Raw genomic sequence first — 25,666 nt, forward strand, 5'->3', positions numbered from 1 at the left:
AAGCCACTTAACCTCACCACACCCGGTAAGACGCTGACAGTTTTAACGTTAATTATGCTTTAGAATGTAGAGCGCTATCACATCCAGGGATTACAGTTTATTTATCCATATATTCAGCAAATTTAACCTCTCTCTAACTTTTGACTGACATCACAAAAACACTGTAGGAAGCAGAAAAGTACATACTTCCAGCCATCGGCTCCTCACATCTTGCTGTCACTCACTCCTATGGTTATTGGCAATGAATTCCTGTTTTCTGCAAATGTTAGGAGCAACCACTATGACAACCAGCGTTGTATCGGCGGACCGTCCTTTATTAACCAATAAAGCTATAGCGCTCGGATTAGATTTTGGCAGCGATTCCGTCCGGGTATTGGCGGTAGATTGTCAACATGGCACCGAGATCGATACCGAAGTTGTCTACTACCCTCGCTGGCAGCAGGGCCTTTATTGTCAGGCCGCACAAAATCAGTTTCGCCATCATCCACTGGACTATATCGAAGCCATGGAACAGGCGATCCGTCAGGTCGTCAGCCGCCTGTCAGAAGAGCAGCGCCTGCAAATCGTCGGGATTGGTGTTGACTCCACGGGCTCAACACCCGCGCCGATTGATGAGCAAGGACAGGTATTGGCACTGCGCCCTGAATTTGCAGATAATCCCAATGCGATGTTTGTGCTGTGGAAAGACCATACGGCTATAGAAGAAGCGGAAGAGATTAATCGCTTATGTCGCAGTGGCGAATTTGCCGACTATTCCCGCTATATTGGCGGTGTCTACTCTTCTGAATGGTTCTGGGCAAAAATCCTGCACGTGACACGCGCCGATGCCGCCGTGCGTGATGCAGCGGTGTCGTGGATTGAGTTGTGTGATTGGGTACCGGCACTGTTATCCGGCACCACCGCCCCACAGGATATTCAACGGGGGCGATGCAGCGCGGGCCATAAAAGCTTATGGCACCCATCATGGGGGGGATTGCCACCGCGTGAATTCCTGGCGGCACTGGATACCCGTCTGGTAGACGACCTTACATACCCTATGTTTACTGATACCTACACGGCTGAACGGCCGGTGGGTTTAATTACTACCGCATGGGCTGAGCGTTTGGGGCTACCGACCGGTGTTGTGCTCTCTGGTGGCGCGTTTGATTGCCATATGGGTGCCGTGGGCGCAGGTGCTCAACCTTATACCTTGGTCAAAGTTATTGGTACCTCCACTTGCGATATTCTGATTGCCGATGACAAGTTGGTGGGTGAGCGCGCCATTGCCGGTATTTGCGGTCAGGTTGAAGGCAGTGTGGTACCCGGCTGGATTGGTATGGAGGCAGGTCAGTCAGCTTTTGGTGACATGTATGCCTGGTTCAGTCGTTTACTGAGTTGGCCATTACGTCAGGCCGCCTTGGCACAACCCGAATTGCAACCCCAGTTAAAGCAGATTGAATCTACCCTCCTCGCGTCACTCACCGCTGAATGGGCAAAGAACCCTTCACTGGATCACTTGCCAGTGGTATTGGATTGGTTTAATGGTCGCCGTACGCCGAATGCTAATCAACGTTTAAAAGGGGTTATTACCGATCTGAATTTGGGAACCGATGCCCCTACTCTATTTGGTGGTTTTATCGCAGCAACCGCTTTTGGTGCGCGCGCTATCATGGAGTGTTTTGAACAGCAGGATATTCCGGTTGAGAACGTGTTGGCATTGGGCGGTATTGCGCGTAAATCACCGGTTATCATGCAAGTTTGTGCCGACGTGATGAATCGACCACTGCAAATTGTTGCCTCTGATCAATGTTGCGCGCTGGGAGCGGCAATTTTTGCCGCCGTGGCCGCAGGAATATATCGCGATGTCCCTGCTGCGCAGCGTCAGATGGCCTGTAAGATTGAGCGCACTCTGACACCTGACGCCAGCCAGGTTGCTCGCTATCAGCAACTTTATCAGCGCTATCAACAGTGGTGTCTGTCAGCAGAACCACACTATATGCCAGTAACCGATACACCTGAGCCAATGACCGAGACGACACACTGATCTTGGCGATCAAACTGATTTATAAATATATTTTTTATAACAATTTATTAAACGGAGTATCAGATGGACGTATTCAAGCAATCAGAAGTGTGGTTTGTCATTGGTAGCCAGAACCTGTATGGCCCGAAAACCCTGCAACAAGTTATGGATAATGCCCATCAGGTGGTTAACAGCCTGAATAGTGAAGCGGGCTTGCCAATAAAACTGGTACTAAAACCGTTGGTGACCACACCGGATGAGATAACTGCACTGTGCCGTGAGGCGAACTATGATACCGCCTGTATCGGGGTAATGACGTGGTTACACACCTTCTCTCCCGCCAAAATGTGGATTGGTGGTTTGAGTATTCTGAATAAACCTTTATTGCAATTCCACACTCAGTTTAATGCGCAGATCCCGTGGGAAACCATGGATATGGACTTTATGAACCTGAACCAAACCGCCCATGGTGGCCGCGAGTTTGGCTTTATCGGCGCGCGGATGCGCCAACAACACAGCGTGATAACCGGTCATTGGCAGGATAAAGCAGCGCATCAACGTATTGGTCAATGGATGCGAGTAGCGGCAGCCAAACAAGAAAGCCAACAGCTTAAAGTGGCACGTTTTGGCGACAACATGCGCGAAGTGGCAGTAACCGACGGTGATAAAGTGGCTGCTCAAATCCAGTTTGGTTACTCAGTTAATGCCTATGGGATCGGTGATTTAGTCACGGTGGTGGATGCCGTTAGCAAAGGTGATATTGATACCTTGGTTGAAGAGTATGAAGCCACTTACCGCTTCACTGATGCGGTAAAACTGAACGGCAATAAACGTGAAAATTTGCTGGATGCGGCCCGTATTGAATTAGGCATGAAGCGTTTTCTAGAACAAGGCGGTTTTAAAGCCTTTACCACTAACTTTGAAAATCTGTATGGCCTGAAGCAGTTACCGGGGCTGGCAGTGCAACGACTGATGCAACAAGGTTACGGTTTTGGCGGTGAAGGTGACTGGAAGACTGCCGCGTTGCTGCGCATTCTGAAAGTAATGGGCACTGGCCTGAAAGGTGGCACCTCGTTTATGGAGGATTACACCTATAACTTCCAACCAGGCAATGATTTAGTGGTTGGCTCTCATATGCTGGAAGTGTGTCCCTCTATCGCCAAAGAAGAGAAACCGTTGCTGGATGTACAACACTTAGGTATCGGTGGTAAAGCCGATCCGGCGCGCTTGATCTTCTCTACACCGGCAGGCCCGGCACTGAATGCCAGTTTAATTGACATGGGGAACCGTTTCCGCTTATTGGTCAACGTCGTCGATACTGTCGAACAGCCGCACCCCTTACCTAAACTGCCGGTAGCCCGTGCTATCTGGCAAGCTCAGCCGTCGCTGGCAACGGCTGCTGAAGCTTGGATTATCGCCGGTGGCGCGCACCACACGGTATTCTCTCAAGCCGTCGGGGTGGATGAATTGCGCCTGTATGCCGAGATGCACGGTATTGAATTCCTGTTGATCGACAATGATACGACACTTCCTGCATTTAAAAATGAAATCCGCTGGAACGAAGTGTATTACCATCTAAATCGCTGAGTTAAGGCTAATACAGCTATTTAATTTGTTGATTTAAATAGACCTGGTAATTTAAATAGACTTAGTGATTTAAATAAATCAATTGATTTAAACATGCTATCCAGGGGCTTAACGGCCCCTGAGTTTAATGACAACCTGTCCGCCACGGTGAAAAACCAGCAGATCGTAAAGACGTCATTTTCCCCGCGCATAATAAGCACCTATTTAGGCTCGAACCGCACCATCCTTGCCACGGATACAATATCTTCTGCCTATTCTCCCCACCAGAGCTCGTGTCGTCGAAGTTTGTCAGCAGTCTGAGGAGCTTAACAGCCCTATATGTTTTCAACATCGCCGTCACTGCCGCTAACGTGCTGCCCATAACCAATGAGGTGTGGCCTCTTGTTGTATCGTTGTCTCACTTAACTGTTTATCCAACAAGATATGGCGACAGTGGCTTTCCTGCTGTAGCGCCGCCACCAGCTCAGCAGCATGGGACACCACAATCACCTGGGTATGTTGTGCCGCCTGCCCAATCAACCGCGCTAATGGTTTTAACAGATCAACATGCAGGCTGATTTCGGGTTCGTTCAGGATCATCATTTCGGGAGGTCGTGGCGATAGCAATGCCGCCACCAGCAATAAATAACGTAAGGTACCGTCTGATAGCTCTGCGACCTTGAGTGGCCTTAACAAACCTTGCTGTGACAACAGCAACTCAAAATTGGGTTCAATAGCCAACGTAGTTCCGGGAAAAGCATCTGTAATGGTATGCGTGAGTGCATCGGTATCCCCGATCTCTCTGATCGTTTGTAACGCTGCGGCCAAGTCCGCACCATCGCTGGCCAGTACCGGTGTATAAGTCCCCACTTGAAGCTGGCGAGCTGGCGCATGACGGTCGGTACGCAGATTGTCATAAAAACGCCAGGCCCGCATCCGTTCGCGCATAAGCAGAATCTCTGGGGCATCACGGGGGTCTGTGCTGTGGGTCATCATACTGTCATAGGCCGCTAACCCGTGATATGACTCGCGCCAAATTCCGCGCTCATCACGGATGCGAACCCGCGGGCCTCGCCGCTCAGCAAAAAGCGCATTATTGTTCAGGGTATCGCCACACCACAGGCTTTCAAGCTTGATTTCAGGATCCAATGCAAAAAATGACCTGCGCGGTGTGGGGAGACCCAGATCGATAGCATAACCATAGTCCGCACCAGCAAAGCCCAATTTGAGGCTCACGGGATGATGGCGAGTGGTACCTTCAATCGGTTGTTCTCCTGATTTCATCGACTGGGAAAACGACGCGGGCCCCGCCCAGAGGGTTGATTGTAAACCGCCCTCCGCCGCCAATGATTGGATAACCTGCCCCTGACCAATATCTGACAGCAACCGGAGCGCTCGATAAAGACTGGACTTGCCACTGCCATTCGCGCCGGTAATGACATTCAATTGCCCCAATTCAAGTACCACATCGCGTAACGAACGGTAGCCAGAGATAGCAAGCCGAGTGATCATCATTCTTCCTTCTTCAACAAAAAATCTTAATTTGCGAAATACTGATTATATACACAGTGGTATTCAATGACCCATCTTGTCTTCACCTCGTTTAGGCACTGTTTACGGTTTTGTGATTGGTGTCTTGTATATCGCTGTCGTTTTATTGCCGTTCAATCACTCAATTTAGCATCGCAGAAACCGGTTACAGAAACCGGTTGCATAAATAACGTTTTCCCTAATACACTGAGGATAGAGATTTTATCAAACACCCTTTTTATCCATTACATGAGAGTGATTTTATGTCTGCTTTCCCGAAAAATTTCCTGTGGGGTGCCGCCAGCGCCGCTTATCAAGTTGAAGGTGCCTATGATACTGATGGTAAAGGTCCTTCTATCTGGGACACTTTTGCACATCTGGCCGGAACCACCTATCAGGGAACCAATGGTGATGTTGCTGTCGACCACTATCATCGTTTCCGCGAAGATGTAGCTCTGATGGCGGAGATGGGCATGAAAAGTTATCGTTTTTCAATTTCATGGCCGCGTTTGTTGCCAACAGGCCGTGGGGAGGTGAACGCCGCGGGAGTTAAATTCTACAGTGAATTGATCGATGCATTGCTGGAACACAACATCGAGCCGATGATTACGCTCTATCACTGGGATTTGCCACAAGCCTTGCAAGATGAAGGGGGTTGGGAAACCCGCAGCACCACCGATGCTTTTGAAGAATATGCACGTTTGTGTTATCAGCACTATGGTGATCGGGTCAAGCTCTGGTCAACGTTCAACGAGACCATCTGTTTTATTGGTTTTGGCTATATTACTGGCGGTCATCCGCCGGGCGTCCAGAATCCTGCCCGTGCTATCCAAGCCTGCCATCACGTTTTTGTCGCTCACGCCAAAGCGGTTGCAGCATTTCGTGCCAGCGGTATCGACGGGACAATAGGTTTTGTGAATGTCCTGCAAACCAACACGCCACTGAGTGATTCCGCCGAAGATATCGCCGCATTTCGCTTAGCTGAAGGGATCTTTACCCATTGGTTATATGATCCAGTGTTAAAAGGTGAGTATCCAGCTGAATTGCTGGCACAGACCCAGGCCATTTGGGGTGTTCCACAATTCGCCCCCGATGATGATGCTCTGTTACGTAACAATATCTGTGACTTTATTGGGTTGAACTACTATAAGCGTGAAACTATTGCTGCCAATAACCAAGAAACGCATCTGACCATGAACACCTCAGGTGAAAAAGGTTCCGGTCATCAACAAGGGAATGAGTTCGGCTTCAAAGATTTGTTTAAATTTGTCCGCAATCCTAACGGGATTTATACCGACTGGGATTGGGAGATTTACCCGCAGGGCCTTACCGAAGGTATCATGAATATCAAGGCGCGCTATGGTGACATCCCTATCTATATCACTGAAAATGGCTTGGGTGCTAAAGACCCAATCATTGAGGGCGAAGTGGTTGATGATGACCGGATTGATTACCTGCGTCAGCATATTGTGGCAATTGAAGATGCCATCAAGCAAGGTGCAGATGTCCGTGGTTACTATCCGTGGTCATTTATCGATCTACTCAGTTGGTTGAATGGCTTCCAGAAGCAATATGGTTTTGTTTATGTCGACCATCAGAAACAACTGGCACGTCAGCGTAAAAAAAGCTTCTTCTGGTATCAAGGGGTGATTAAAACCAACGGTGACAAGTTGTAATCACGCACTGTATGGCTGGTGATAGCTGGGTGAGAGATTCTCACCCAGCGTTATTTTAAGCGAGATTAATAACCCACTGCGCGGTGCATTACTCAGTTTGTAACCGCCACAACCGTGCATAGGCTCCTTCCTGAGCAAGTAGCGCCTGATGACTGCCTTGTTCCAATACTTGCCCGTTTCCTAATACCAAAATACGATGACATTGGCGCAATGTATTCAATCGATGGGCAATGCAGATGACGGTGCGATTACGGATAATTTCTGGTAACTGGCGCATAATTGCCGCCTCAGACTCATAATCCAGAGCACTGGTGGCTTCATCAAGAATCAGTATTTTAGGATCCGCCATTAGCGCCCTCGCCAGAGCAACTCGCTGTCGCTGCCCGCCAGACAGCATACTCCCTTTTTCCCCCACCTGGGTTTGATAGCCCTGCGGTAGAGCCATAATAAAATCATGCGCCCCCGCCTGCCGGGCAATCGACTCAACCAGGGTATCATCAGCATTAGGCTGGCACTGGCAGATGTTGTCCCGCAGGCTACCAGAGAACAAGATGCTATCTTGCAGTACCACACTCATTTGGCGACGTAATGCCGTGGCATCTGTAATCGCCAAGTCCTGCCCATCTATCAGAATTTGCCCATGTTGAGGAATATATAACCGCTGTAGTAACTTCGTTAGCGTTGATTTGCCACAGCCGGATGGCCCGGTAATGCCAATAAACTCGCCACCAGCAATATCTAAATTGAGATTTTGTAAAACTTCGGTGGTATCTGATCGATAGCGAAAACGCACCTGTTTAAATGTCAACCGCCCGGTGCACCCATGACTTGATGATAATCCGGTGCAGCCCGGCTCGGTTGGATAATCCAAAATGGTACCAATCCGTTTCAGAGCGACTTGCGTATGGTGGAAATCTTGCCATATCTGAGCCAAACGTAAAATGGGTTGAGTTACGTAACCCGAAAACATTGAAAAAGCAATGAATTGACCTGGGCTTAACCCCCCTGCCAGTACCAATTTAACGCCAAACCACAACACTATGGCTGAGGTGACTTTATTGATAAGTGTAATACCTTGCTCAGCAATATTTGCCATCCTCATGCCAGCAAATGATGCCCGCACATAACGGGCTAATGACTGCTGCCAGCTACGATTAAACTGGCTTTCGGTGGCAGTGGTTTTTATCGTTTCCAACCCGCTAATTGCTTCAGTTAAAAACGACGTATTATCTGCACTGGCTTCATATTGACGCTCAACCCGCTGACGTAAAACACCGCCAATGGCCCACCAAAACAAGAGGTAACAGATCAGAGAGAACAGAACTATCCATGTCAGTTGGCTGCTATAACAAAACATCACAATTATAAATGTACCAACAAAGATCAGGTCCAATAACATGGTTAATGCAGACCCCGTCAGAAAACTGCGAATCTGCTCCATTTCTTGTACTTTGGCGATAGTTTGCCCTGTCTGCTGTGCGCCAAAATAAGCCAGGGGCAACCCCAGTAAATGGCGATAAAGGCGGGTGTTAAGTTCGGCACCAACTCGGCTGGAGAGATGTGAGAACAGCCAGCCACGCAAGAAGGTGTAACAGGGTTCGGCAATTGCCAATGCTATCATGGCGCAGCCCAATACCATTAAGCTCCCGACGCCGCGGCTCACTAAGACTTTGTCGATCACCGTTTCAAATAGCATTGGCGTCACCAGCAAAATAGCCTGTAATAACAGTGACACTAAAACGATATTACGTAATTGATGGCGATATTTAGTAATAACCGGAATAAACCAACCAAAGCCAAAAGAGGCTTTTTTCGGTCCCTGTAACTCTGCTTTCGCCAATAAAATAGCGTCACCACGCCACAAGCAGGCCAGTGCTTGCTGGCTTATTTGCTGCTGCTGTCCCGTGGCGGCAAAATAAACCACCGCACCCTGATCATTCAGCGCCAGTAGTACATACCACTGATTCTCATCACTGAATAAGATAGGCAGCGCCAGATGTTTCAAACGGTCATATGACTGACTGACTTTTCTGGCCCGCAAACCAATCCAACCGGCACCACGACACAGCGCAATGTAATCTATTTTTTCCGGCGCTAATCCGAGTTGATGCGCCAACTGCGCAGGCTCAACCGCCAGATCAAAACATGCAGCAGCCCGAGCCAGTGCTGCCAATGGCTGGATGACCTGCGTTGATGTTGAATTCTTCATCTCAACGCTCCCTCATGGCTTCGGATTGGTATTCTTGTAATGGGCTGAGTAAGTAATCGATAACCCGCCGCCGGCCGGTTTTAATCTCTACACTGACCGCCATACCTGCGGATAAACGCACCGACTTCCCTTCAACGCTCAGCCTGTCGCTGTCCAGACGGATCCGGGCCGGAAACACTAAGCCTTGTTGTTGGTCCTCCATCGCATCACGAGAAATATGCTTTACTTCACCCGACAACGTGCCAAATCGGGTATAAGGAAAGCTATCAACTTTCACCTCCACCGCCTGCCCTGGCAGCACAAAACCCACATCCTTATTGAGGATCATGACATCGAGTTCTAACTGATGACTTTCCGGCACCAATACCATTAACGGTTGAGCCGTGGTGACCACGCCGCCCAGAGTATGAATCGCCAATTGTTGAATCACGCCGGTAACCGGTGCACGTAAGGTCTGTTGGCGCTGCTTTTCTAGCAATTTGATCTGCTCTTGTCGCAATTGGTTGATAACTTCATGAGCTTGATTTAATCGTTCCTGGTAGCTCCGCCTCTTTTCAGCTAAATAGTGCAGTCGGGTTTGTGACAGGTGGTGTGCTTTCGCCTGCAAGATAGCCTGTTCATTGTCCAAACGGCTACTTTCAGCCGTGGCATTTAGCCATTCCCGCTCTTGTAGCAATAACTCCACGTCGGCGATTGACTTGGATTTAGCGAGTGTTCGTAACGCCTGCAACCGTTGATGAATGTTTTTCATTAACACTTTCTGGTGCGTAATATTAGTCATACCCGCTTGAATATGGGCCTGGTTAACCGCCTGTTCACTCTCCTGGCGCGATAACTCTGCATTGACCTCGTTTACTTCTTTGTGCAAAAGTGCCCTGGCGGTGATGTTCAAATCATCAGGGCTACTTTCAGGAGGAGTAAACATCGCGGCGGGGTTCACTGTCAGCAGCGCCGCCATACGGGCAGCTTCCAGTAAGCGATGCATTAATTGCTGATTGATATTACCTAGCTCGGCATCAATGCCGATTGGATTTAACTCAATCAACACCTGGCCGGCTTCAACTTTGTCACCATCGCGCACCTTAATTGCGACCACCACCCCCGGTTCTAGCGGTTGGATCACTTTCGAATGTTCAGAAACAATCACTTTGCCCTTAGCTGACGCGTGAATATCAAGCCTTCCAACAATCGACCATACCAATGCCAGCAGCAGTGTCAGCGCCAGAAACCATGCAGTGCGCCGTGCCAGTGGTGCCACTGGCCGTTCCACAATATCCAGATAGGCAGGCAGGAAATCATATTCATCACGGGTGCGCTGAGGCGAGAAATGGCGTTGCCAACGGTTCTTTATGGCATTGAACCATGCTGTTCTATACCAATATTGCATCAACTTCATTTTGATTCCTCATGGCTGAAGTCAGCCTGTTGCTGCCACAATCGGGCATAAACGCCATTTAGCGCCAGTAGTTGATCATGGTTAGCCAACTCAGTAATGCGGCCTTGTGTCATGACACCGATGCGATGGCAATGTCGCACCGTCGAGAGGCGATGGGCAATAGTGATGACAGTACGATTGGCGATAATGCGGGCCATATTTTTCTGTACTTCCGCTTGCGACTCGTCATCTAACGCACTGGTTGCTTCATCAAAAATCAAAATACGGGGATTAGCCAGCAATGTACGGGCAATGGCAATACGCTGACGCTGACCACCAGAAAGCGAGGCACCGCCCTCTGACAGCACGGTGTCATAACCTAGTGGCAAGGCGAGTATAAAAGCGTTGGCTCCCGCCAGACATGCAGCCTTGGCCACCTCATCCAATGATGCCGTGGGTCGTGAATGGGCGATGTTCTCCCGTACCGTACGGTTAAACAGATAACTCTCCTGCATCACAACCCCTATCTGACGCCGCAACATGTCGAGGGATAAATTTCCAATTGGGATGCCATCAATATTGATTACACCCTGCTCAGCGATATAGAGGCGTTGTAATAGTCGGGCAACGGTACTTTTACCGGAGCCTGATGGCCCCACCAGCCCGATATGTTCGCCAGCACGCAGAGATAAGGAAAAATCCTGTAGTACCGGGTTTAAATCGACGCGATAACGGAAAATCACCTGTTGCAACGTGATATCTCCTCGAATCGGGTGGTCAAGTGGCACCGCCCTCACCGACTGCTCCGCAGGTAAGCTCAAAATGTCAGAGATCAGCATTAGCCCCACTTGGGCCCGGATGCTCTGTTGCCACAAATCAACCAACTTACTCATTGGCATCAATGCCTGCACCGCCAACATGTTAAAGGCGATCAGTTGCCCGATACTGAGCTGCACCGACATCACTTGATAAGCACCCACCACAATCACCACTGCACCAGCCAGTTTTTGCAATAACTGAGCCGCCTGACTACTGAGATTTTGCAGGTTTTGTACCTGAAAATTCGCTTCAGCATAATCACGTGTTTGGGTTTCCCAGCGTTGATGCATTTGGGGTTCCAGCGCCAGACTTTTTACCGTTTCCACACCAGAGACAGTTTCAGTTAAAAATGCCCCATTTTGTGCGGCACAACCGCACAGGACTTCAACTTTCTGTTGTAATGGCCGGGTGGTCAGCGCCGCTAATAACAGATATAACGGCAATGTGCCTAAAATGATGAGCGTCAGTAGTGGTGAAATGCACCACATGACAATAAACAACACCAGGGTAAAAACCACATCAACACATAGCGTCAGTGCGGATCCCGTAATAAATTCTCTAATATTGTCCAGCTCCTTCACTCGAGCGACAATATTGCCCACATGGCGTTGCTTAAAATAACTTAGTGGTAATTTGATTAGGTGGTTAAATAGCTTGCCGCCCAATAAAATATCAACCCGAGTGGTCGTGTGAGTGAAAATATATTCTCGCAGTAATTTTAATACGACTTCATATATGCCTACGACTAATAGCACAATAATTAACACATCAAGTGTTGTGAGTGCATTATGGACCAGCACTTTATCCATAATAACCTGAAAGAAAAGAGGAGAAATCAAGGCCAGAAACTGTAATAACATTGATAATACTAATACCTGAATCAATGATTTACGGTGGCGCAGTAATACGGGAACAAACCAGCGAATATTGAAACGCGAATGGCTACAACAAATGATGACACCACTCCAAATCGACGTAAGCTCTTGATAAGTTATTATTTCTGGCTTCCCGCTATCTGCATGTTGCAGTAGCACCTGCTTTTCATTAATACGTGCCAATAAGATAAATTTGCCTTGCATATCGCGAAAGGCAAGTGGCAATTGTTCTGGTTTAATATTATTTAATGACTTTTTTATGATTTTGAAGCGAGCTGCTGTGGTATGTGAAAATTGCGCTAAATAGCGCTGCAATGATGCACGTGTGGCCATGGTCCAACAACCGATAGCATTTTTGTGGCTAAAATCCTCAACAGTGTCTGAATTCAACCCCGCCAGACGGAGTAATCGAGCAGCGCAGACCAATGAGGAATGAACGTGGTTTTCCATAGAGTAGATTACCTAAATTATTAGGAACATCTGTTAACATAAGAAACAGATAATCGCCAAAACAAGTCTAAAAACATATAACGCCGGTATCATAGAATGGTTTTTATATATCGTTCATATCGCGTAAGGATTTATAACTTTTGATAACTCAAAACACCTTAGTTTCGTTATGTTTGTGAATTTTAATTCACAATGGAGCGATATAAATTAGACATATTAGGCCGCCAATATTAAGAATATCTATGGTAGGACACTTAACCTCGGTCACTTCACATTTATTGATTTGTATCGTCAATTATTCATCGCTTTATGTGATAATTTTGCGGTGATTTATAGCCATAGTGGTTGGCTGCCGCCGTTTTATCACTGATAACAGGACTTTTTCTCGCCATGACACCGACAATGCCTTCGACTGCCGATGACCTCCCCCCTCATTCAGATTTTATTCGTCACCCAGCAATGTTGCCAATCATGCATATTGCTCAGCAATTAGGTGTTAGCACCGATGATGTCATCCCTTATGGGCATCATATGGCAAAAGTTGATATCCGGGCGATCCAGCCTGGTCGTGCGCAAGGCAAACTGATTTTAGTTTCCAGTATCACCCCAACGCCGTTAGGCGAAGGGAAAACCGTAACAACGATTGGCTTAAGTCAGGGGATCAACCGATTAGGTCACCGTTGTGTTGCCTGTATCCGTCAACCCAGTCTTGGCCCGGTCTTTGGTGTGAAAGGGGGTGCTGCGGGTGGCGGTGCTTCACAGGTGCAACCGATGGAGAAACTGAACCTGCATCTCACAGGTGATATCCATGCCATCAGTGCTGCACATAATCTGGCCGCCGCCGCTTTGGATGCGCGGTTGTACCATGAGCAACGCTTGGGGCTGGCGTTTAGTCAACAAACCGGATTACCGTTACTGAATATTGACCCGCAGCGGATCCTCTGGCCACGCGTGGTTGATCACAACGACCGGGCGCTACGCCATATTCGTGTGGGGATCGGCGAAAGTACCCACGGTGTGGAGCGGGCAGACCATGTAGAAATAGCCGCTGCATCTGAATTGATGGCTATCTTGGCCTTATCAGAAAATCTGCAAGATATGCGACAACGCATTGGCCGGATTATTTTGGCTCACTCCACCCACGGCGAACCGATAACCACAACAGATTTGGGCGTCGCCGGTGCCATGACCGTGCTAATGAAAGAGACTATTCATCCAACATTAATGCAAACCAGTGAACACACCCCAGTACTGATCCATGCAGGCCCTTTTGCCAATATCGCCCACGGCAACTCATCGGTTCTGGCAGACCGGTTGGGCTTACAATTAGCGGATTATGTGGTAACCGAAGCGGGTTTTGGTTCCGATATGGGGATGGAAAAATTCTTTAATATTAAGTATCGCCAATCCGGTATTGCCCCCGCTTGTGTGGTTTTGGTGGCGACACTGCGTAGCCTGAAAGCCAATAGTGGCGCGTATGATATTAAGCCGGGTCAGCCACTACCTGCCGAGATCCTCAATAGCAATATTCCCTTGCTCAATCAAGGTTGCGCCAATCTGAAATGGCACATCAATAACGCGAAAAGTTACGGTTTGCCGGTGGTGGTTGCGGTTAATCGCTTCCCCGACGACAGCCCCGAAGAATTGAGATTTTTAGCCGACTATGCTTTATCTGCCGGCGCACTTGCTTGTGAAATCAGTGACGCTTTTGCCCTGGGAGGTGCCGGGACCACCGCACTGGCTCAACAAGTGATAACTGCCTGCGCTCAGGGCGCTGAGCCGACGTTACCCTATCCAGACAGCGCCACACTGGAGAGCAAGTTACAGGTTATGGCACAGCGTTATGGCGCCCACGATGTGACATTTACGCCTCAAGCGCGCCAACAACTTGATGAGATAACCGCAGCAGGTTTCGGCCATTTGCCGCTGTGCATCGCCAAAACACCCCTGTCTATCAGTGCCGATGCCAGCCTGAAGAACGTCCCACATGATTTTGTATTGCCTGTAACGGCCTGTGCCGTGTCGGCAGGTGCCGGATTTGTTCGTATCTACACTGGAAATATCATGACCATGCCAGGGTTGGGTACCCAACCGGCGTATTACCATATTGATATAGATGACGAAGGACACATTTGCGGGTTAAGCTAGTATCATACAAAGAAGTGATAGCGACAGATGGTTATCACTCCTTATTAATAGATTACTAAGGTTCACTATGTCTCAACCGCAGGAATATCAGCGCATTGGCGGCTGGTTATTGGCCCCACTGGCTTATTTGATCGTCACACTGCTCAGCGCCAGCCTGATGCTAGTACTGTATGCCATGGCCATCTTCACCCCAGAGTCACGAGAGTATCTGGTGACCAACTCACAGGCATTTACCCTACAATGGTATTTCTCGGTGATAACAACCTTGGTGATGTGGGCCTATACATTATGGGTCATCTGGTTGTTTTGCAGCCGCTCACGTCGTCTACCGAAATGGTTTATTCTTTGGTTATTGTTAACCGTGCTACTGGCACTAAAGGCCTTTGCTTTCTCGCCGATCAGTGATGATATTGCCTTACGCACTCTGGGATGGCCCTTGCTGGCCGCTGCTGTTTTTGTGCCTTACATCAAACGTTCTCAACGCGTGAAGCATACTTTTACCGAACTTTAATGGGATTGCGCACCTTTTCCCCCTAAAATAGCCAGTAAATCGTAATAACCCTGCACTTCATCTGTTGTCGTCAGGCCGCCAATTTTGGATAATAGGCGGCTTTTATTTTTTTAGGCTTCGTAATGACTGAATACCTGCTCCTGTTTGTCGGTACTGTATTGGTAAACAACTTTGTGCTGGTCAAATTTCTTGGCCTGTGCCCGTTTATGGGGGTCTCCAAAAAACTGGAGACCGCTATTGGTATGGGGCTGGCAACTACCTTTGTACTAACATTGGCCTCTGTTTGCGCTTGGATGGTAAACAGCTTTATCTTGCTGCCGCTTGGTTTGGTGTATTTACGCACATTGGCTTTTATTTTAGTCATCGCCGTCGTGGTGCAATTTACCGAATTGGTGGTACGCAAAACCAGCCCGGCACTTTATCGTTTGCTGGGGATATTTCTGCCACTGATCACCACTAACTGTGCTGTGTTGGGTGTCGCGTTGCTTAATGTCAATCAATCTCATAATTTTATGCAATCGGCGGTTTATGGCTTCAGTGCCGCAGCTGGTTTCTCTCTGGTAATGGTGTTATTCGCTGCTATTCGCGAACGGTTGGCGGTGGCTGACGTTCCTGCGCCATTCCGCGGGTCTTCTATCGCCCTGATTACAGCAGGTTTGATGTCATTGGCCTTTATGGGCTTTACCGGGTTGGTGAAGTTCTAATGATGTCGTTATGGATTGCCGTAGGTGCATTAAGTACATTGGCGCTGATATCAGGCGTGGTGCTTGGTTTTGCTGCTCGCCGTTTTCAGGTTGATCAAGACCCCGTGGTTGAGCAAGTAGAAGCAATCTTGCCGCAAAGCCAGTGCGGTCAATGTGGCTACCCTGGCTGTCGGCCCTATGCAGAAGCTGTATCCTCTCAGGGGGAGAAAATCAATAAGTGCGCACCGGGTGGCGAACAAGTGATGCTTAAGCTGGCTGAACTGCTGGCGGTTGAACCACAACCTCTAGAGGGTGACGAAGCGGCGGCTCATCCACAGCGTAAAGTGGCCTTTATTGATGAAGCCAATTGTATTGGGTGCACAAAATGTATTCAGGCCTGCCCTGTCGATGCCATTGTGGGTGCCACCCGAGCTATGCATACCGTATTGCCAGACCTGTGTACCGGCTGCGACCTTTGTGTTGCCCCTTGCCCGACAGACTGTATTGAAATGATTCCGGTTGCCACCACCACCGCTAACTGGAAGTGGGATCTGAGCACTATTCCGGTCAAAAATCTTCCCAGCCAGTTAGTGGCCTCACAGATGATTCCAGTGAAAATGATAGATGTGGAGCAACATGTTTAAGCTGTTTACTGCCCGCCAACACGACAATATCTGGGATTTTGACGGGGGTATCCATCCACCGGAAATGAAGTTGCAATCCAGCACGGTGCCAATGCGCATCGCATCCTTGCCTGAGCAAATGATCATTCCGTTGCAACAACATCTGGGGCCAGAAGGTGAACTGCGCGTCAGAACCGGTGAACAAGTATTAAAGGGCCAGCCACTGACCGTGGGCCGTGGCCGCACAGTTCCAGTACATGCCCCCACCTCTGGCACTATTACGGCTATTGCCCCGCATACCACTGCACATCCCTCCGGGTTGGCTGAGTTGTGTGTACATATTACCCCGGATGGTGAAGACCGTTGGCGTGAGCAACAGCCGTGGGCCGACTATTTACAGCGAGATACCGCAGCGTTACTGGATCGTATTCATCAAGCGGGTATCGCCGGTTTGGGCGGCGCAGGCTTTCCGACCGCCAGTAAATTACAAGGTGGCGTGAACAGTGTTACCACCCTGATTATCAATGCGGCTGAATGCGAGCCTTATATCACTGCCGATGATCGGTTAATGCAGGAGCACGCGCAGGAACTGGTCGCCGGTATTGATATTCTAAGACATTTGCTGCAACCACAGCAGGTGTTGATTGGCATTGAAGATAATAAGCCCGCCGCAATTGCGGCTTTACAACATGTATTACAGGGCCATGACGAGATCCAGTTGCGGGTTGTACCGACTAAATATCCGTCCGGGGGTGCCAAGCAGCTCACCAAAATCCTGACTGGTAAAGAGGTGCCTTTCGGCAAGCACTCCTCATCCATTGGGGTATTGATGCAAAACGTGGGTACAGTAGTCGCCATTAAGCGAGCGATTATCGACGATGAGCCATTAATTGAACGAGTCGTGACACTCACTGGTGATGCATTAGCAAACCCAGGCAATTTCTGGGCCAGAATTGGGACACCGGTATTGCACTTGTTGAAACTGGCCGGATTTCAGCCTCAGCACCAACCGATGGTGATTATGGGTGGCCCGCTGATGGGCTTTACCTTGCCAAGTTTGGATGTACCGATCGTTAAGATCAGTAACTGTATTTTAGCGCCGACCGAAGCCGAAATGGGGCTATCTGAACCGGAACAAGCTTGTATTCGCTGTGGCTTATGTGTTGATGCCTGTCCAGCAGGTTTATTGCCCCAACAGCTCTATTGGTTCAGTCGAGGTGAAGAACACGAGAAAGCGCGCAATCATAACTTATTCGATTGTATTGAATGTGGTGCTTGCGCCTATGTATGCCCGAGCAATATCCCATTAGTACAGTATTACCGTCAGGAAAAAGCAGAAATCCGCGCCCTCGATCAGGAACATGCCCGAGCAGCGGAAGCCAAAGCACGTTTTGAGGCCAAACAAGCGCGGTTGGAACGAGAAAAGCATGCGCGTGAACTGCGCCATAAACAAGCCGCGGTCAAGCTGACTGATGCTGACCAGCAAAAGGTTGAAGCCGCTGTCAGTCGATTAGCTCGCCAGGATAAGAATGCCGACGCGGTTATCAGCGTGATCGCAGGGCAAGCACCGGATAACAGTGCCGTTATTGCCGCTCGAGAAGCACGTAAAGCACAGGCCAGAGCACGTCAGGCAGAAAAACAGCTGACTGTCGCCTCCGATGAGTCAACACCGTCGTCGGTTGATCCGCGCCAAGCCGCTGTAGCTGCTGCCATTGCCCGGGTCAAAGCCAAGAAAGCCGCACAAGCACAGCTTGAGTCCGCGGTTGCGACGCATGAACATGAAGAATCAGAAGAAGATCCACGCCAAGCCGCTGTAGCTGCCGCCATTGCCCGGGTCAAAGCTAAGAAAGCCGCACAAGCACAGCTTGAGCCCGCGGTTGTGACGCATGAACATGAAGAATCAGAAGTAGATCCACGCAAAGCCGCTGTAGCTGCCGCCATTGCCCGGGTCAAAGCCAAGAAAGCCGCACAAACACAGCTTGAGCCCGCGGTTGTGACGCATGAACATGAAGAATCAGAAGTAGATCCACGCAAAGCCGCTGTAGCTGCCGCCATTGCCCGGGTCAAAGCCAAGAAAGCCGCACAAACTGCTAACCCAGATTAAGAGGTAACACACTGAACTGACGCACTGCCACTGCGGCAGTACATCAGTTCGTCAACATCTGATAGTTATAAACCACCGAGATATCACGCATTTTTGATTCGGCGTGACAACTGTCTATCTCAATAACTTCCATTTCGATACCACCACCAAACTCTTCGCGTAATTTTGGCAGCACTTCATTAAACAAATAAATTGAGAATTTCACACACTCTTTGGCACTACCTTGGTGGGATATGGAGAGAAACTCCCCCGCCGGAATAGAGATATGATCAACCTCACGCAGCCCCTGGATTTCATGCCGCTTGTCTTTATCAATCGCAGTCGAATAATTCACACTGTTTTGCCCTTGTTGACACTCTTTGGCAGAAAACAGCGAGTACACCCGTTGGCATGAGAAATTAACTTCCTTAAAGAAATCGAGCAGAATTTCATCTTTCATCGCCATACAGGAGGAGTGTTGACCACTACAATGGTTGTGTTCGTCAAAATCCAGCCGCCGTGTAAAGCCCACCAATTCTCGCGGTGGTAAAAATATCCGTTTGATTTCTGGGGTGTAATTTTCACAAAAACCGAAACGGGGAATCATCCCTTGCACATCCCAGTGTTCCATTTGACGAAAACTATTTGGGGTAACACCAAAACGCTTCTTAAATGTACGGGTAAAGGTTTGCTGCGAATCGAAACCCAACTCATCAGAGATTTCAATGATAGGACGGCGTGAAATGCGCAATGCAACCGCTGCGCGAGTCAGTACCCGGCCACGTATATAGGAGGCTAATTGTACCCCCACAATACTTTTAAATTTCCGTTGTAGATGCCATTTTGAATATCCAGAAATCTTCGCCACATCGTCCAGTGTGGGCCTCTTTTCTAAATTGATTTCAATCCACTCAATTAATTCCTCTATAAACAATATGTCTTCGTTTATCATCTTATTGTTCTTTAAATATATAATTACAGTGCATACTACATTAATCTATCATTATGCCAACGCTTTTCTCAAATCTAATTTCACAAGTTAATAAATCGTTAACTTACAGTTGATTAGCTACAGATAAAACAAAAACAAACCCATTAAAACAAAGAGTTAAATCTATTTATCTGAGACCAAAGCCTAATACCCACAAGCCGCACAAAAACCCGTTCTTGCTATATGTTTGTTACCATCGCGATATAAATTGCAAGTTAAATTTTTAGATTAGCCTGATTTATTAAATGCTACAGCTTACTTAATATTTCAACACATTATGGATAATAACCCTATGATTAAGGCGTATTACACTTTGTCTGAATAGGGTAGAATGCGGCACAAATATTATCCCCCTGACGGCTGAGTGTATCGATGCCCGCAAGTATTGACTTGCCAGCGCGATAACTGCGTTTAAGAACTCTGTTAAGCATTCGACATATGGTTGTAATTTCATGAAATTCAGGCCAGCAGCATCGACCCAGAACAAAGGGTTGCAAATAGCCAGTTCCCCTTTTACGCACAATCAACGTAGTACCCGTAGCATCATGCTGCTGGTGATTCTGGCCTGCATTCCGGGCATTATTGCTCAGACCTACTTCTTTGGTTATGGCAACCTGATTCAGGTAGCACTGGCAATGGTTACCGCCATGCTAGCCGAAGGGGCCGTTTTGCAGTTACGCAAACAGCCCGTATTGATGCGGTTACAAGATAACTCCGCCCTGCTCACCGGCTTACTGCTGGGGATAAGCCTGCCCCCATTGGCCCCTTGGTGGATGATTGTGTTGGGTACGCTGTTTGCTATCGTCATCGCTAAACAACTGTATGGTGGTTTGGGACAAAATCCGTTCAACCCGGCCATGGTGGGTTATGTTGTTCTGCTTATTTCATTCCCGGTACAAATGACCAGTTGGTTACCGCCGCTGCCATTACAAGCTGCACCGGTGGGGTTTTATGACTCTCTTTTAATTATCTTTACCGGATATACCCACAGTGGCGCTGATATTCATCAACTCCAGATGAGTTATGACGGTGTCAGTCAGGCCACACCGCTTGATAGCTTTAAAACCGCCCTACGCTCACAACCCGTAGATCAAATTCTGCAACAGCCCATTTTTGCCGCAACGCTGGCGGGGGTAGGCTGGCAATGGATCAATCTCGGTTTTCTGGCGGGCGGCTTATTGCTGCTATGGCGTAAAGCGATTCATTGGCACATTCCGGTCAGTTTCTTGTTGGCACTGGCTGGCTGTGCCGCAATTAGTTGGATAGTTGCCCCGCAAAGTTTTGCCCCGCCGATGTTGCACCTGTTTTCCGGTGCCACCATGTTGGGGGCGTTCTTTATTGCCACCGATCCGGTCAGTGCCTCCACCACGCCCCGTGGCCGGCTGATTTTCGGCGCATTAATCGGTATTCTGGTGTGGTTAATTCGGGTGTATGGTGGCTATCCTGACGGGGTTGCCTTTGCCGTACTGCTGGCCAATATTACTGTTCCACTGATTGACCACTATACCCAGCCTCGGGTTTATGGTCACAACCGTGCCGGTAAATAAGGAGCCGTTATGCTAAAAACCATGAAGCGTCACGGCATTACTTTGGCGCTGTTTGCCGCCGGTGCTACCGGATTGACGGCGGTGGTTAACTCACTGACAGAGTCAACCATCGCCCATCAAGCCGCTTTGCAACAAAAAGCGTTGCTGGATCAGGTTGTCCCGGCTGAAAATTATGACAACGATATGCAAGCAGAATGTTACGTTGTCACTGATGCCGCGTTGGGTAACCTGTCGCCTCATCGCTTGTATCTGGCCCGGTTGGCGAATAAACCCGTGGCTGCCGCGATTGAAACCACCGCTCCCGATGGTTATTCCGGCGCTATCCAACTGTTAGTCGGTGCAGATTTCCACGGTAATGTGCTGGGCAGTCGGGTGATAGAACATCACGAAACCCCCGGTCTCGGTGATAAAATTGATATTAGAATCTCTGACTGGATTAGCCATTTCAGCGGCCAACATGTAGCAAGTGAACAAGATAAACGCTGGGCCGTAAAAAAAGATGGCGGTACCTTTGATCAATTTACCGGCGCCACCATTACACCAAGAGCAGTGGTGCGGGCGGTGAAAAGCACCACGCTGTATTTGGAAACCTTGCCAGCAAGGCTTGATAGCCTGCCAGTCTGTGGAGAACGGCAATGAGTGAAGCAAAAAATCTGTTAGCGCAGGGGTTATGGAAGAATAACTCAGCGCTAGTGCAGCTACTGGGACTATGTCCGTTGTTGGCGGTCTCCTCTACCGCCACCAATGCCCTCGGTTTGGGATTAGCTACCACGCTGGTATTGGTATGTACCAATACCGCGGTATCGGCTTTGCGCCGCTGGGTGCCAAATGAAATTCGTATTCCAATCTATGTGATGATCATTGCTTCCGTGGTCAGTACCGTGCAAATGCTGATTAACGCTTATGCCTTTGGGTTATATCAATCCCTCGGGATATTTATTCCATTGATTGTTACTAACTGCATTGTGATTGGCCGGGCGGAAGCTTACGCGGCCAAGAATCCGGTGGGGTTATCGGCACTCGATGGCTTGGCTATGGGGCTAGGGGCAACCAGCTCGTTATTTGTACTGGGATCACTGCGTGAAATCCTGGGTAACGGTACGTTGTTTGATGGCGCGGATATGCTGTTAGGTAACTGGGCAAAAGTGCTGCGTATCGAAATTCTGCATCTGGATAGCCCTTTTCTGCTGGCAATGCTGCCGCCAGGTGCCTTTATTGGTTTGGGATTACTGCTGGCCGGTAAATATGTCATTGACGAAAAAATAAAAGCGCGCAAAGCACAAGTAGTAGCAACTGCGCCGCAACTTCAGGATGGAGATGCCGGGAAAGCCTTATGAATAAAGAAAAACGTGTCGCGATTCTGACCCGTCTGCGGGACAACAATCCACATCCAACCACTGAACTGGTCTACACCTCACCTTTTGAACTGCTTATTTCGGTATTGCTCTCGGCACAAGCCACCGATGTCAGCGTCAATAAAGCCACTGCCAAACTTTATCCGGTGGCTAATACCCCGCAAGCCCTGCTTGACCTGGGTGTCGATGGCCTGAAGGCATACATCAAGACCATCGGCTTGTTTAATACCAAAGCTGAAAATGTGATTAAAACCTGCCGTATTTTGCTGGAAAAACATAATGGCGAGGTGCCTGAAGACAGAGCAGCACTCGAAGCGCTGCCCGGTGTGGGGCGTAAAACGGCCAATGTGGTGTTGAACACCGCCTTTGGTTGGCCCACAATCGCGGTAGATACCCATATATTCCGTGTCTGTAATCGCACTGGCTTTGCTCCCGGTAGCAATGTAGATCAGGTTGAAGCCAAGCTACTCAAGGTGGTTCCGGCTGAATTTAAGCTTGATTGCCACCACTGGTTGATCCTGCATGGCCGCTATACCTGTATTGCCCGTAAACCGCGCTGTGGTTCGTGCATTATTGAAGACTTGTGTGAGTTTAAAGAGAAGGTCTACCCCGAGCATTAATCCACTGACCACGCTCAGTAAATACCTGTGGCGGTGAGCACCGGCCGACGATAAGAATGCTGATACATCACGCTGCCACTCTATGCAGGGAGCGCGATACACTTCTGGCGCGTCTCACCGCATGTTATCAACCACGATAAACCCCCTCTATGCCGCGATTGCGGTATTCGATTAGACGCCATACCGCCGCGCCACTAAACTTGTGACAAAACAGACTCAAACAGTTAATGATTTTGTTACCTGCTTGAAACAAAAAAGACACCTGCGGCGTATCATTATGAAATTTAAATCAGCAATAAAACCCTATACCGGCGCAGCTGGTGGCTGGGGTTCTCTCGAAGCAACCACCCGCTTTGTCCTGGACAGCAAGCAAGCGTTGAAAAATATTCGCAATTTGTTGCGGGTCAATCAGGTAAAAGGTTTTGACTGCCCCGGTTGTGCCTGGGGCGACGATAATCACAGCACCTTCAGTTTTTGCGAAAATGGCGCTAAAGCGGTCAGTTGGGAAGCAACCCGCAAAGCGGTGGAACCCCAATTCTTTGCCGAACACAGTCTGACCACATTGCGCCAGCAGAGTGACTACTTCCTTGAGTACCAGGGGCGACTCACCCATCCGATGCGTTATAACCCACAAACTGACCGCTACCAACCCATCAGTTGGGAAGATGCTTTGGCGTTGATCGCTCAGCATATTAATGGATTGGATAACCCCGATCAGCTGGAGCTGTATACCTCCGGGCGGGCCAGCAATGAAGCCTCTTACCTTTATCAGTTATTTGGCCGCATGTTGGGGACCAATAACTTCCCGGACTGCTCAAACATGTGCCATGAAGCCAGTGGTACCGGATTAAAGCAGAGTATCGGCGTTGGTAAAGGTACCATTCAGATGCAGGACTTCGAACTGGCCGATGCTATTTTTGTTTTCGGACAAAACCCGGGGACTAACCACCCCCGCATGCTACACAGCCTTCGTCATGCCAAAGATCGCGGTGCACGTATTGTTAGCTTCAATACCTTGCGTGAACGCGGTTTGGAGCGTTTCGCCGATCCGCAAAATCCTCTTGAGATGCTGACACCAAAATCCTCCCCTATTAGTTCTGCTTATTTTCAACCTAATTTGGGTGGTGATATGGCGGCGGTGCGCGGCATGGTAAAAGCCTTATTGGAAACCCATCGCTATCAATTGGCGCAAGGGGAATCAGGTTTGTTTGATCAAGCCTTTATTGCGGTACATACACAAGGTATAGCGGCGTATCTGGCGGCCGTTGATAACACCTCTTGGGCGCAGATCACCCAACAGTCGGGCCTGAGTGAAGAGCAAATTCGCCATGCCGCTGATATTTATCAACATGCCGAGCGCATTATCATCACCTGGGCGATGGGGATCACTCAGCATAAACATTCAGTGATAACGGTGCGGGAACTGGCTAATCTCCAACTGTTGTTTGGTCAGTTAGGCAAACCCGGCGCGGGGTTATGTCCGGTACGTGGTCACAGTAACGTGCAAGGTAATCGCACGATGGGCATTGATGAAAACCCCGCAAAAGCCATGCTGGATCGTTTGGCCGACCATTTTGGTTTCACCCCACCACAAAGTGCGGGTCATAACACCGTGGAAGCTCTCGAGGCGATGTTGCGCGGTGAAGTAAAAGTGCTGATTGCCCTTGGCGGGAATTTGGCGGCGGCGGCACCGGATACTGAGCGCACCGCACAAGCATTACGCAGTTGTGAATTGACCGTTCATATCAGTACCAAGCTAAATCGTAGTCACCTGATAACCGGCACTGATGCCTTGATTTTGCCGACACTGGGCCGCACCGAGCGCGATATGCAAGCCAGTGGTTCACAATTCATTACGGTAGAAGATTCTTTCAGTATGGTGCACGCATCTGAAGGTGTCGGGAAGCCGCTGGCGGATACCCAGCACGCCGAAACCGCCATTGTTTGTGGCATCGCCAATGCGGTTTTCGCTAACAAAAAGGTTAATGGTGCAAAGCTGGACTGGCTGGCATTGGCCGCTGACTACAATCTGATCCGTGATCATATTGCCGCCACCATACCGGGCTTTGATAATTTCAACACGCGTTGTGATCAACCCGGTGGTTTCTATCTGGGTAGTGCCGCCGCTGAAATGCGTTTTGCTACCCCAAGTGGTAAAGCTGAATTTTGCGCAACGCCCCTGCCAGAGAGTCTATTCCCGCCGATTGCAGGGGGGGCGGCCCCGTTTGTGTTACAAACATTGCGCTCTCATGATCAATATAACACCACCATTTATGGTCTCGACGATCGCTACCGGGGTGTCTATGGTCAGCGAGAAGTTTTGTTCATTAATCCACAAGATTTGGCCGCGTTAGCTTTAGAAGATGGCGTGCTAGTGGAAATAGAAACCTTATGGAATGATGGGATTACTCGTAAAGTCAGTGGATTCAAGTTAGTGAGCTATGATATCCCGCGCGGTAATCTCGCCGCATACTATCCTGAAACCAACCCACTGGTGCCCTTATCCAGCTTTGGTGATCAAACCCACACCCCAACGTCAAAATCAGTGCCAGTGACCATTCGACGCTGGCAACCACCATTGTCACAGCGCATTGCCTGAGTTT

At 49.0% G+C, this 25,666-nt stretch carries 18 protein-coding genes; 13 read left to right on the forward strand and 5 right to left on the reverse strand.

Going from position 1 to position 25,666, the window contains the following annotated elements; all coding sequences use genetic code 11:
* The first annotated feature begins 280 nt into the window (after positions 1-280).
* Entirely contained in the window at positions 281-2,023 is a 1,743-nt protein-coding gene (locus V1955_RS11155; RefSeq protein WP_442820898.1) for a ribulokinase, read from the forward strand.
* A gap of 63 nt (positions 2,024-2,086) precedes the next feature.
* Entirely contained in the window at positions 2,087-3,589 is a 1,503-nt protein-coding gene (gene araA / locus V1955_RS11160; RefSeq protein WP_083158873.1) for an L-arabinose isomerase, read from the forward strand.
* 345 nt (positions 3,590-3,934) lie between these two features.
* Here araA and V1955_RS11165 read toward each other — a convergent pair whose 3' ends face one another.
* The gene (locus V1955_RS11165; RefSeq protein WP_083158874.1) at positions 3,935-5,080 is read right to left on the reverse strand and encodes an AAA family ATPase; all 1,146 of its coding nucleotides are present in this window, start codon (positions 5,078-5,080) and stop codon (positions 3,935-3,937) included.
* A 281-nt stretch (positions 5,081-5,361) separates the two neighbouring features.
* Here V1955_RS11165 and V1955_RS11170 point away from each other — a divergent pair, with 281 nt between their 5' ends.
* A complete protein-coding gene (locus V1955_RS11170) occupies positions 5,362-6,774 on the forward strand; it encodes a GH1 family beta-glucosidase (RefSeq protein ID WP_442820899.1) in 1,413 nt (470 codons plus the stop codon).
* A gap of 88 nt (positions 6,775-6,862) precedes the next feature.
* On the opposite strand, the gene V1955_RS11175 is transcribed toward V1955_RS11170, so the two are convergent.
* The 3 genes from V1955_RS11175 to V1955_RS11185 are packed head-to-tail and all read right to left on the reverse strand — an operon-like array spanning position 6,863 to position 12,502.
* Positions 6,863-8,983 carry a type I secretion system permease/ATPase gene (locus tag V1955_RS11175; RefSeq protein WP_083158876.1) on the reverse strand — a complete coding sequence of 707 codons (2,121 nt, stop codon included), beginning with the start codon at positions 8,981-8,983 and terminating at the stop codon, positions 6,863-6,865.
* Position 8,984: 1 nt separating this feature from the next.
* Positions 8,985-10,379, reverse strand: coding sequence for an HlyD family type I secretion periplasmic adaptor subunit (locus tag V1955_RS11180; RefSeq protein WP_420073438.1), 1,395 nt, complete (start codon positions 10,377-10,379; stop codon positions 8,985-8,987).
* The gene (locus V1955_RS11185; protein ID WP_420073439.1) at positions 10,376-12,502 is read right to left on the reverse strand and encodes a peptidase domain-containing ABC transporter; all 2,127 of its coding nucleotides are present in this window, start codon (positions 12,500-12,502) and stop codon (positions 10,376-10,378) included. The genes V1955_RS11180 and V1955_RS11185 overlap by 4 nt, the downstream gene beginning before the upstream one ends.
* A 390-nt stretch (positions 12,503-12,892) precedes the next feature.
* Here V1955_RS11185 and V1955_RS11190 point away from each other — a divergent pair, with 390 nt between their 5' ends.
* From V1955_RS11190 to rsxC, 5 genes are all read left to right on the forward strand, one after another.
* A complete protein-coding gene (locus V1955_RS11190; RefSeq protein WP_442820900.1) occupies positions 12,893-14,650 on the forward strand; it encodes a formate--tetrahydrofolate ligase in 1,758 nt (585 codons plus the stop codon).
* A gap of 67 nt (positions 14,651-14,717) precedes the next feature.
* Positions 14,718-15,161 carry a DUF2569 domain-containing protein gene (locus V1955_RS11195; RefSeq protein ID WP_372558995.1) on the forward strand — a complete coding sequence of 148 codons (444 nt, stop codon included), beginning with the start codon at positions 14,718-14,720 and terminating at the stop codon, positions 15,159-15,161.
* A 122-nt stretch (positions 15,162-15,283) separates the two neighbouring features.
* Complete coding sequence (rsxA, locus tag V1955_RS11200) at positions 15,284-15,865, forward strand: electron transport complex subunit RsxA (RefSeq protein ID WP_013649928.1); 582 nt, start codon at positions 15,284-15,286, stop codon at positions 15,863-15,865.
* The gene (rsxB, locus tag V1955_RS11205) at positions 15,865-16,488 is read left to right on the forward strand and encodes an electron transport complex subunit RsxB (protein WP_083158881.1); all 624 of its coding nucleotides are present in this window, start codon (positions 15,865-15,867) and stop codon (positions 16,486-16,488) included. Before rsxA ends, rsxB begins: the two co-directional genes overlap by 1 nt.
* Positions 16,481-18,571: an electron transport complex subunit RsxC gene (gene rsxC, locus V1955_RS11210; RefSeq protein ID WP_442820901.1), complete on the forward strand. Its 2,091-nt coding sequence runs from the start codon at positions 16,481-16,483 to the stop codon at positions 18,569-18,571. The genes rsxB and rsxC overlap by 8 nt, the downstream gene beginning before the upstream one ends.
* Before the next feature lie 43 nt (positions 18,572-18,614).
* On the opposite strand, the gene V1955_RS11215 is transcribed toward rsxC, so the two are convergent.
* On the reverse strand, positions 18,615-19,502 hold the full coding sequence (locus V1955_RS11215) for a helix-turn-helix domain-containing protein (protein WP_442820902.1): 888 nt from the start codon (positions 19,500-19,502) through the stop codon (positions 18,615-18,617).
* 491 nt (positions 19,503-19,993) lie between these two features.
* Here V1955_RS11215 and rsxD point away from each other — a divergent pair, with 491 nt between their 5' ends.
* From rsxD to V1955_RS11240, 5 genes are all read left to right on the forward strand, one after another.
* The gene (gene rsxD, locus V1955_RS11220) at positions 19,994-21,088 is read left to right on the forward strand and encodes an electron transport complex subunit RsxD (protein WP_193784661.1); all 1,095 of its coding nucleotides are present in this window, start codon (positions 19,994-19,996) and stop codon (positions 21,086-21,088) included.
* Between the two features lie 9 nt (positions 21,089-21,097).
* Entirely contained in the window at positions 21,098-21,727 is a 630-nt protein-coding gene (gene rsxG / locus V1955_RS11225) for an electron transport complex subunit RsxG (RefSeq protein ID WP_372569166.1), read from the forward strand.
* Positions 21,724-22,425 (forward strand): electron transport complex subunit E, encoded by a 702-nt coding sequence (locus tag V1955_RS11230; RefSeq protein ID WP_442820903.1) that lies wholly within the window; start codon positions 21,724-21,726, stop codon positions 22,423-22,425. Before rsxG ends, V1955_RS11230 begins: the two co-directional genes overlap by 4 nt.
* Positions 22,422-23,063: an endonuclease III gene (nth, locus tag V1955_RS11235; protein ID WP_372558991.1), complete on the forward strand. Its 642-nt coding sequence runs from the start codon at positions 22,422-22,424 to the stop codon at positions 23,061-23,063. The genes V1955_RS11230 and nth overlap by 4 nt, the downstream gene beginning before the upstream one ends.
* Positions 23,064-23,340: 277 nt before the next feature.
* Entirely contained in the window at positions 23,341-25,662 is a 2,322-nt protein-coding gene (locus V1955_RS11240; protein WP_372569165.1) for an FdhF/YdeP family oxidoreductase, read from the forward strand.
* Positions 25,663-25,666 lie beyond the last annotated feature (4 nt).

The sequence above is a fragment of the Yersinia sp. 2545 StPb PI genome (assembly GCF_052217125.1).
Taxonomy (GTDB): domain Bacteria; phylum Pseudomonadota; class Gammaproteobacteria; order Enterobacterales; family Enterobacteriaceae; genus Yersinia; species Yersinia enterocolitica_E.

Bases quoted from the DNA above. Each gene is read 5' to 3' on its own strand.
- rsxB (WP_083158881.1), top strand. From the start codon at position 15,865: ATGATGTCGTTATGGATTGCCGTAGGTGCATTAAGTACATTGGCGCTG.
- rsxG (WP_372569166.1), top strand. From the start codon at position 21,098: ATGCTAAAAACCATGAAGCGTCACGGCATTACTTTGGCGCTGTTTGCC.
- rsxD (WP_193784661.1), top strand. From the start codon at position 19,994: ATGAAATTCAGGCCAGCAGCATCGACCCAGAACAAAGGGTTGCAAATA.
- V1955_RS11215 (WP_442820902.1), bottom strand. From the start codon at position 19,502: ATGATAAACGAAGACATATTGTTTATAGAGGAATTAATTGAGTGGATT.
- V1955_RS11190 (WP_442820900.1), top strand. From the start codon at position 12,893: ATGACACCGACAATGCCTTCGACTGCCGATGACCTCCCCCCTCATTCA.
- V1955_RS11230 (WP_442820903.1), top strand. From the start codon at position 21,724: ATGAGTGAAGCAAAAAATCTGTTAGCGCAGGGGTTATGGAAGAATAAC.
- V1955_RS11155 (WP_442820898.1), top strand. From the start codon at position 281: ATGACAACCAGCGTTGTATCGGCGGACCGTCCTTTATTAACCAATAAA.
- V1955_RS11165 (WP_083158874.1), bottom strand. From the start codon at position 5,080: ATGATCACTCGGCTTGCTATCTCTGGCTACCGTTCGTTACGCGATGTG.
- rsxC (WP_442820901.1), top strand. From the start codon at position 16,481: ATGTTTAAGCTGTTTACTGCCCGCCAACACGACAATATCTGGGATTTT.
- V1955_RS11180 (WP_420073438.1), bottom strand. From the start codon at position 10,379: ATGAAGTTGATGCAATATTGGTATAGAACAGCATGGTTCAATGCCATA.
- rsxA (WP_013649928.1), top strand. From the start codon at position 15,284: ATGACTGAATACCTGCTCCTGTTTGTCGGTACTGTATTGGTAAACAAC.
- V1955_RS11185 (WP_420073439.1), bottom strand. From the start codon at position 12,502: ATGGAAAACCACGTTCATTCCTCATTGGTCTGCGCTGCTCGATTACTC.
- V1955_RS11195 (WP_372558995.1), top strand. From the start codon at position 14,718: ATGTCTCAACCGCAGGAATATCAGCGCATTGGCGGCTGGTTATTGGCC.
- araA (WP_083158873.1), top strand. From the start codon at position 2,087: ATGGACGTATTCAAGCAATCAGAAGTGTGGTTTGTCATTGGTAGCCAG.
- V1955_RS11170 (WP_442820899.1), top strand. From the start codon at position 5,362: ATGTCTGCTTTCCCGAAAAATTTCCTGTGGGGTGCCGCCAGCGCCGCT.
- V1955_RS11175 (WP_083158876.1), bottom strand. From the start codon at position 8,983: ATGAAGAATTCAACATCAACGCAGGTCATCCAGCCATTGGCAGCACTG.
- V1955_RS11240 (WP_372569165.1), top strand. From the start codon at position 23,341: ATGAAATTTAAATCAGCAATAAAACCCTATACCGGCGCAGCTGGTGGC.
- nth (WP_372558991.1), top strand. From the start codon at position 22,422: ATGAATAAAGAAAAACGTGTCGCGATTCTGACCCGTCTGCGGGACAAC.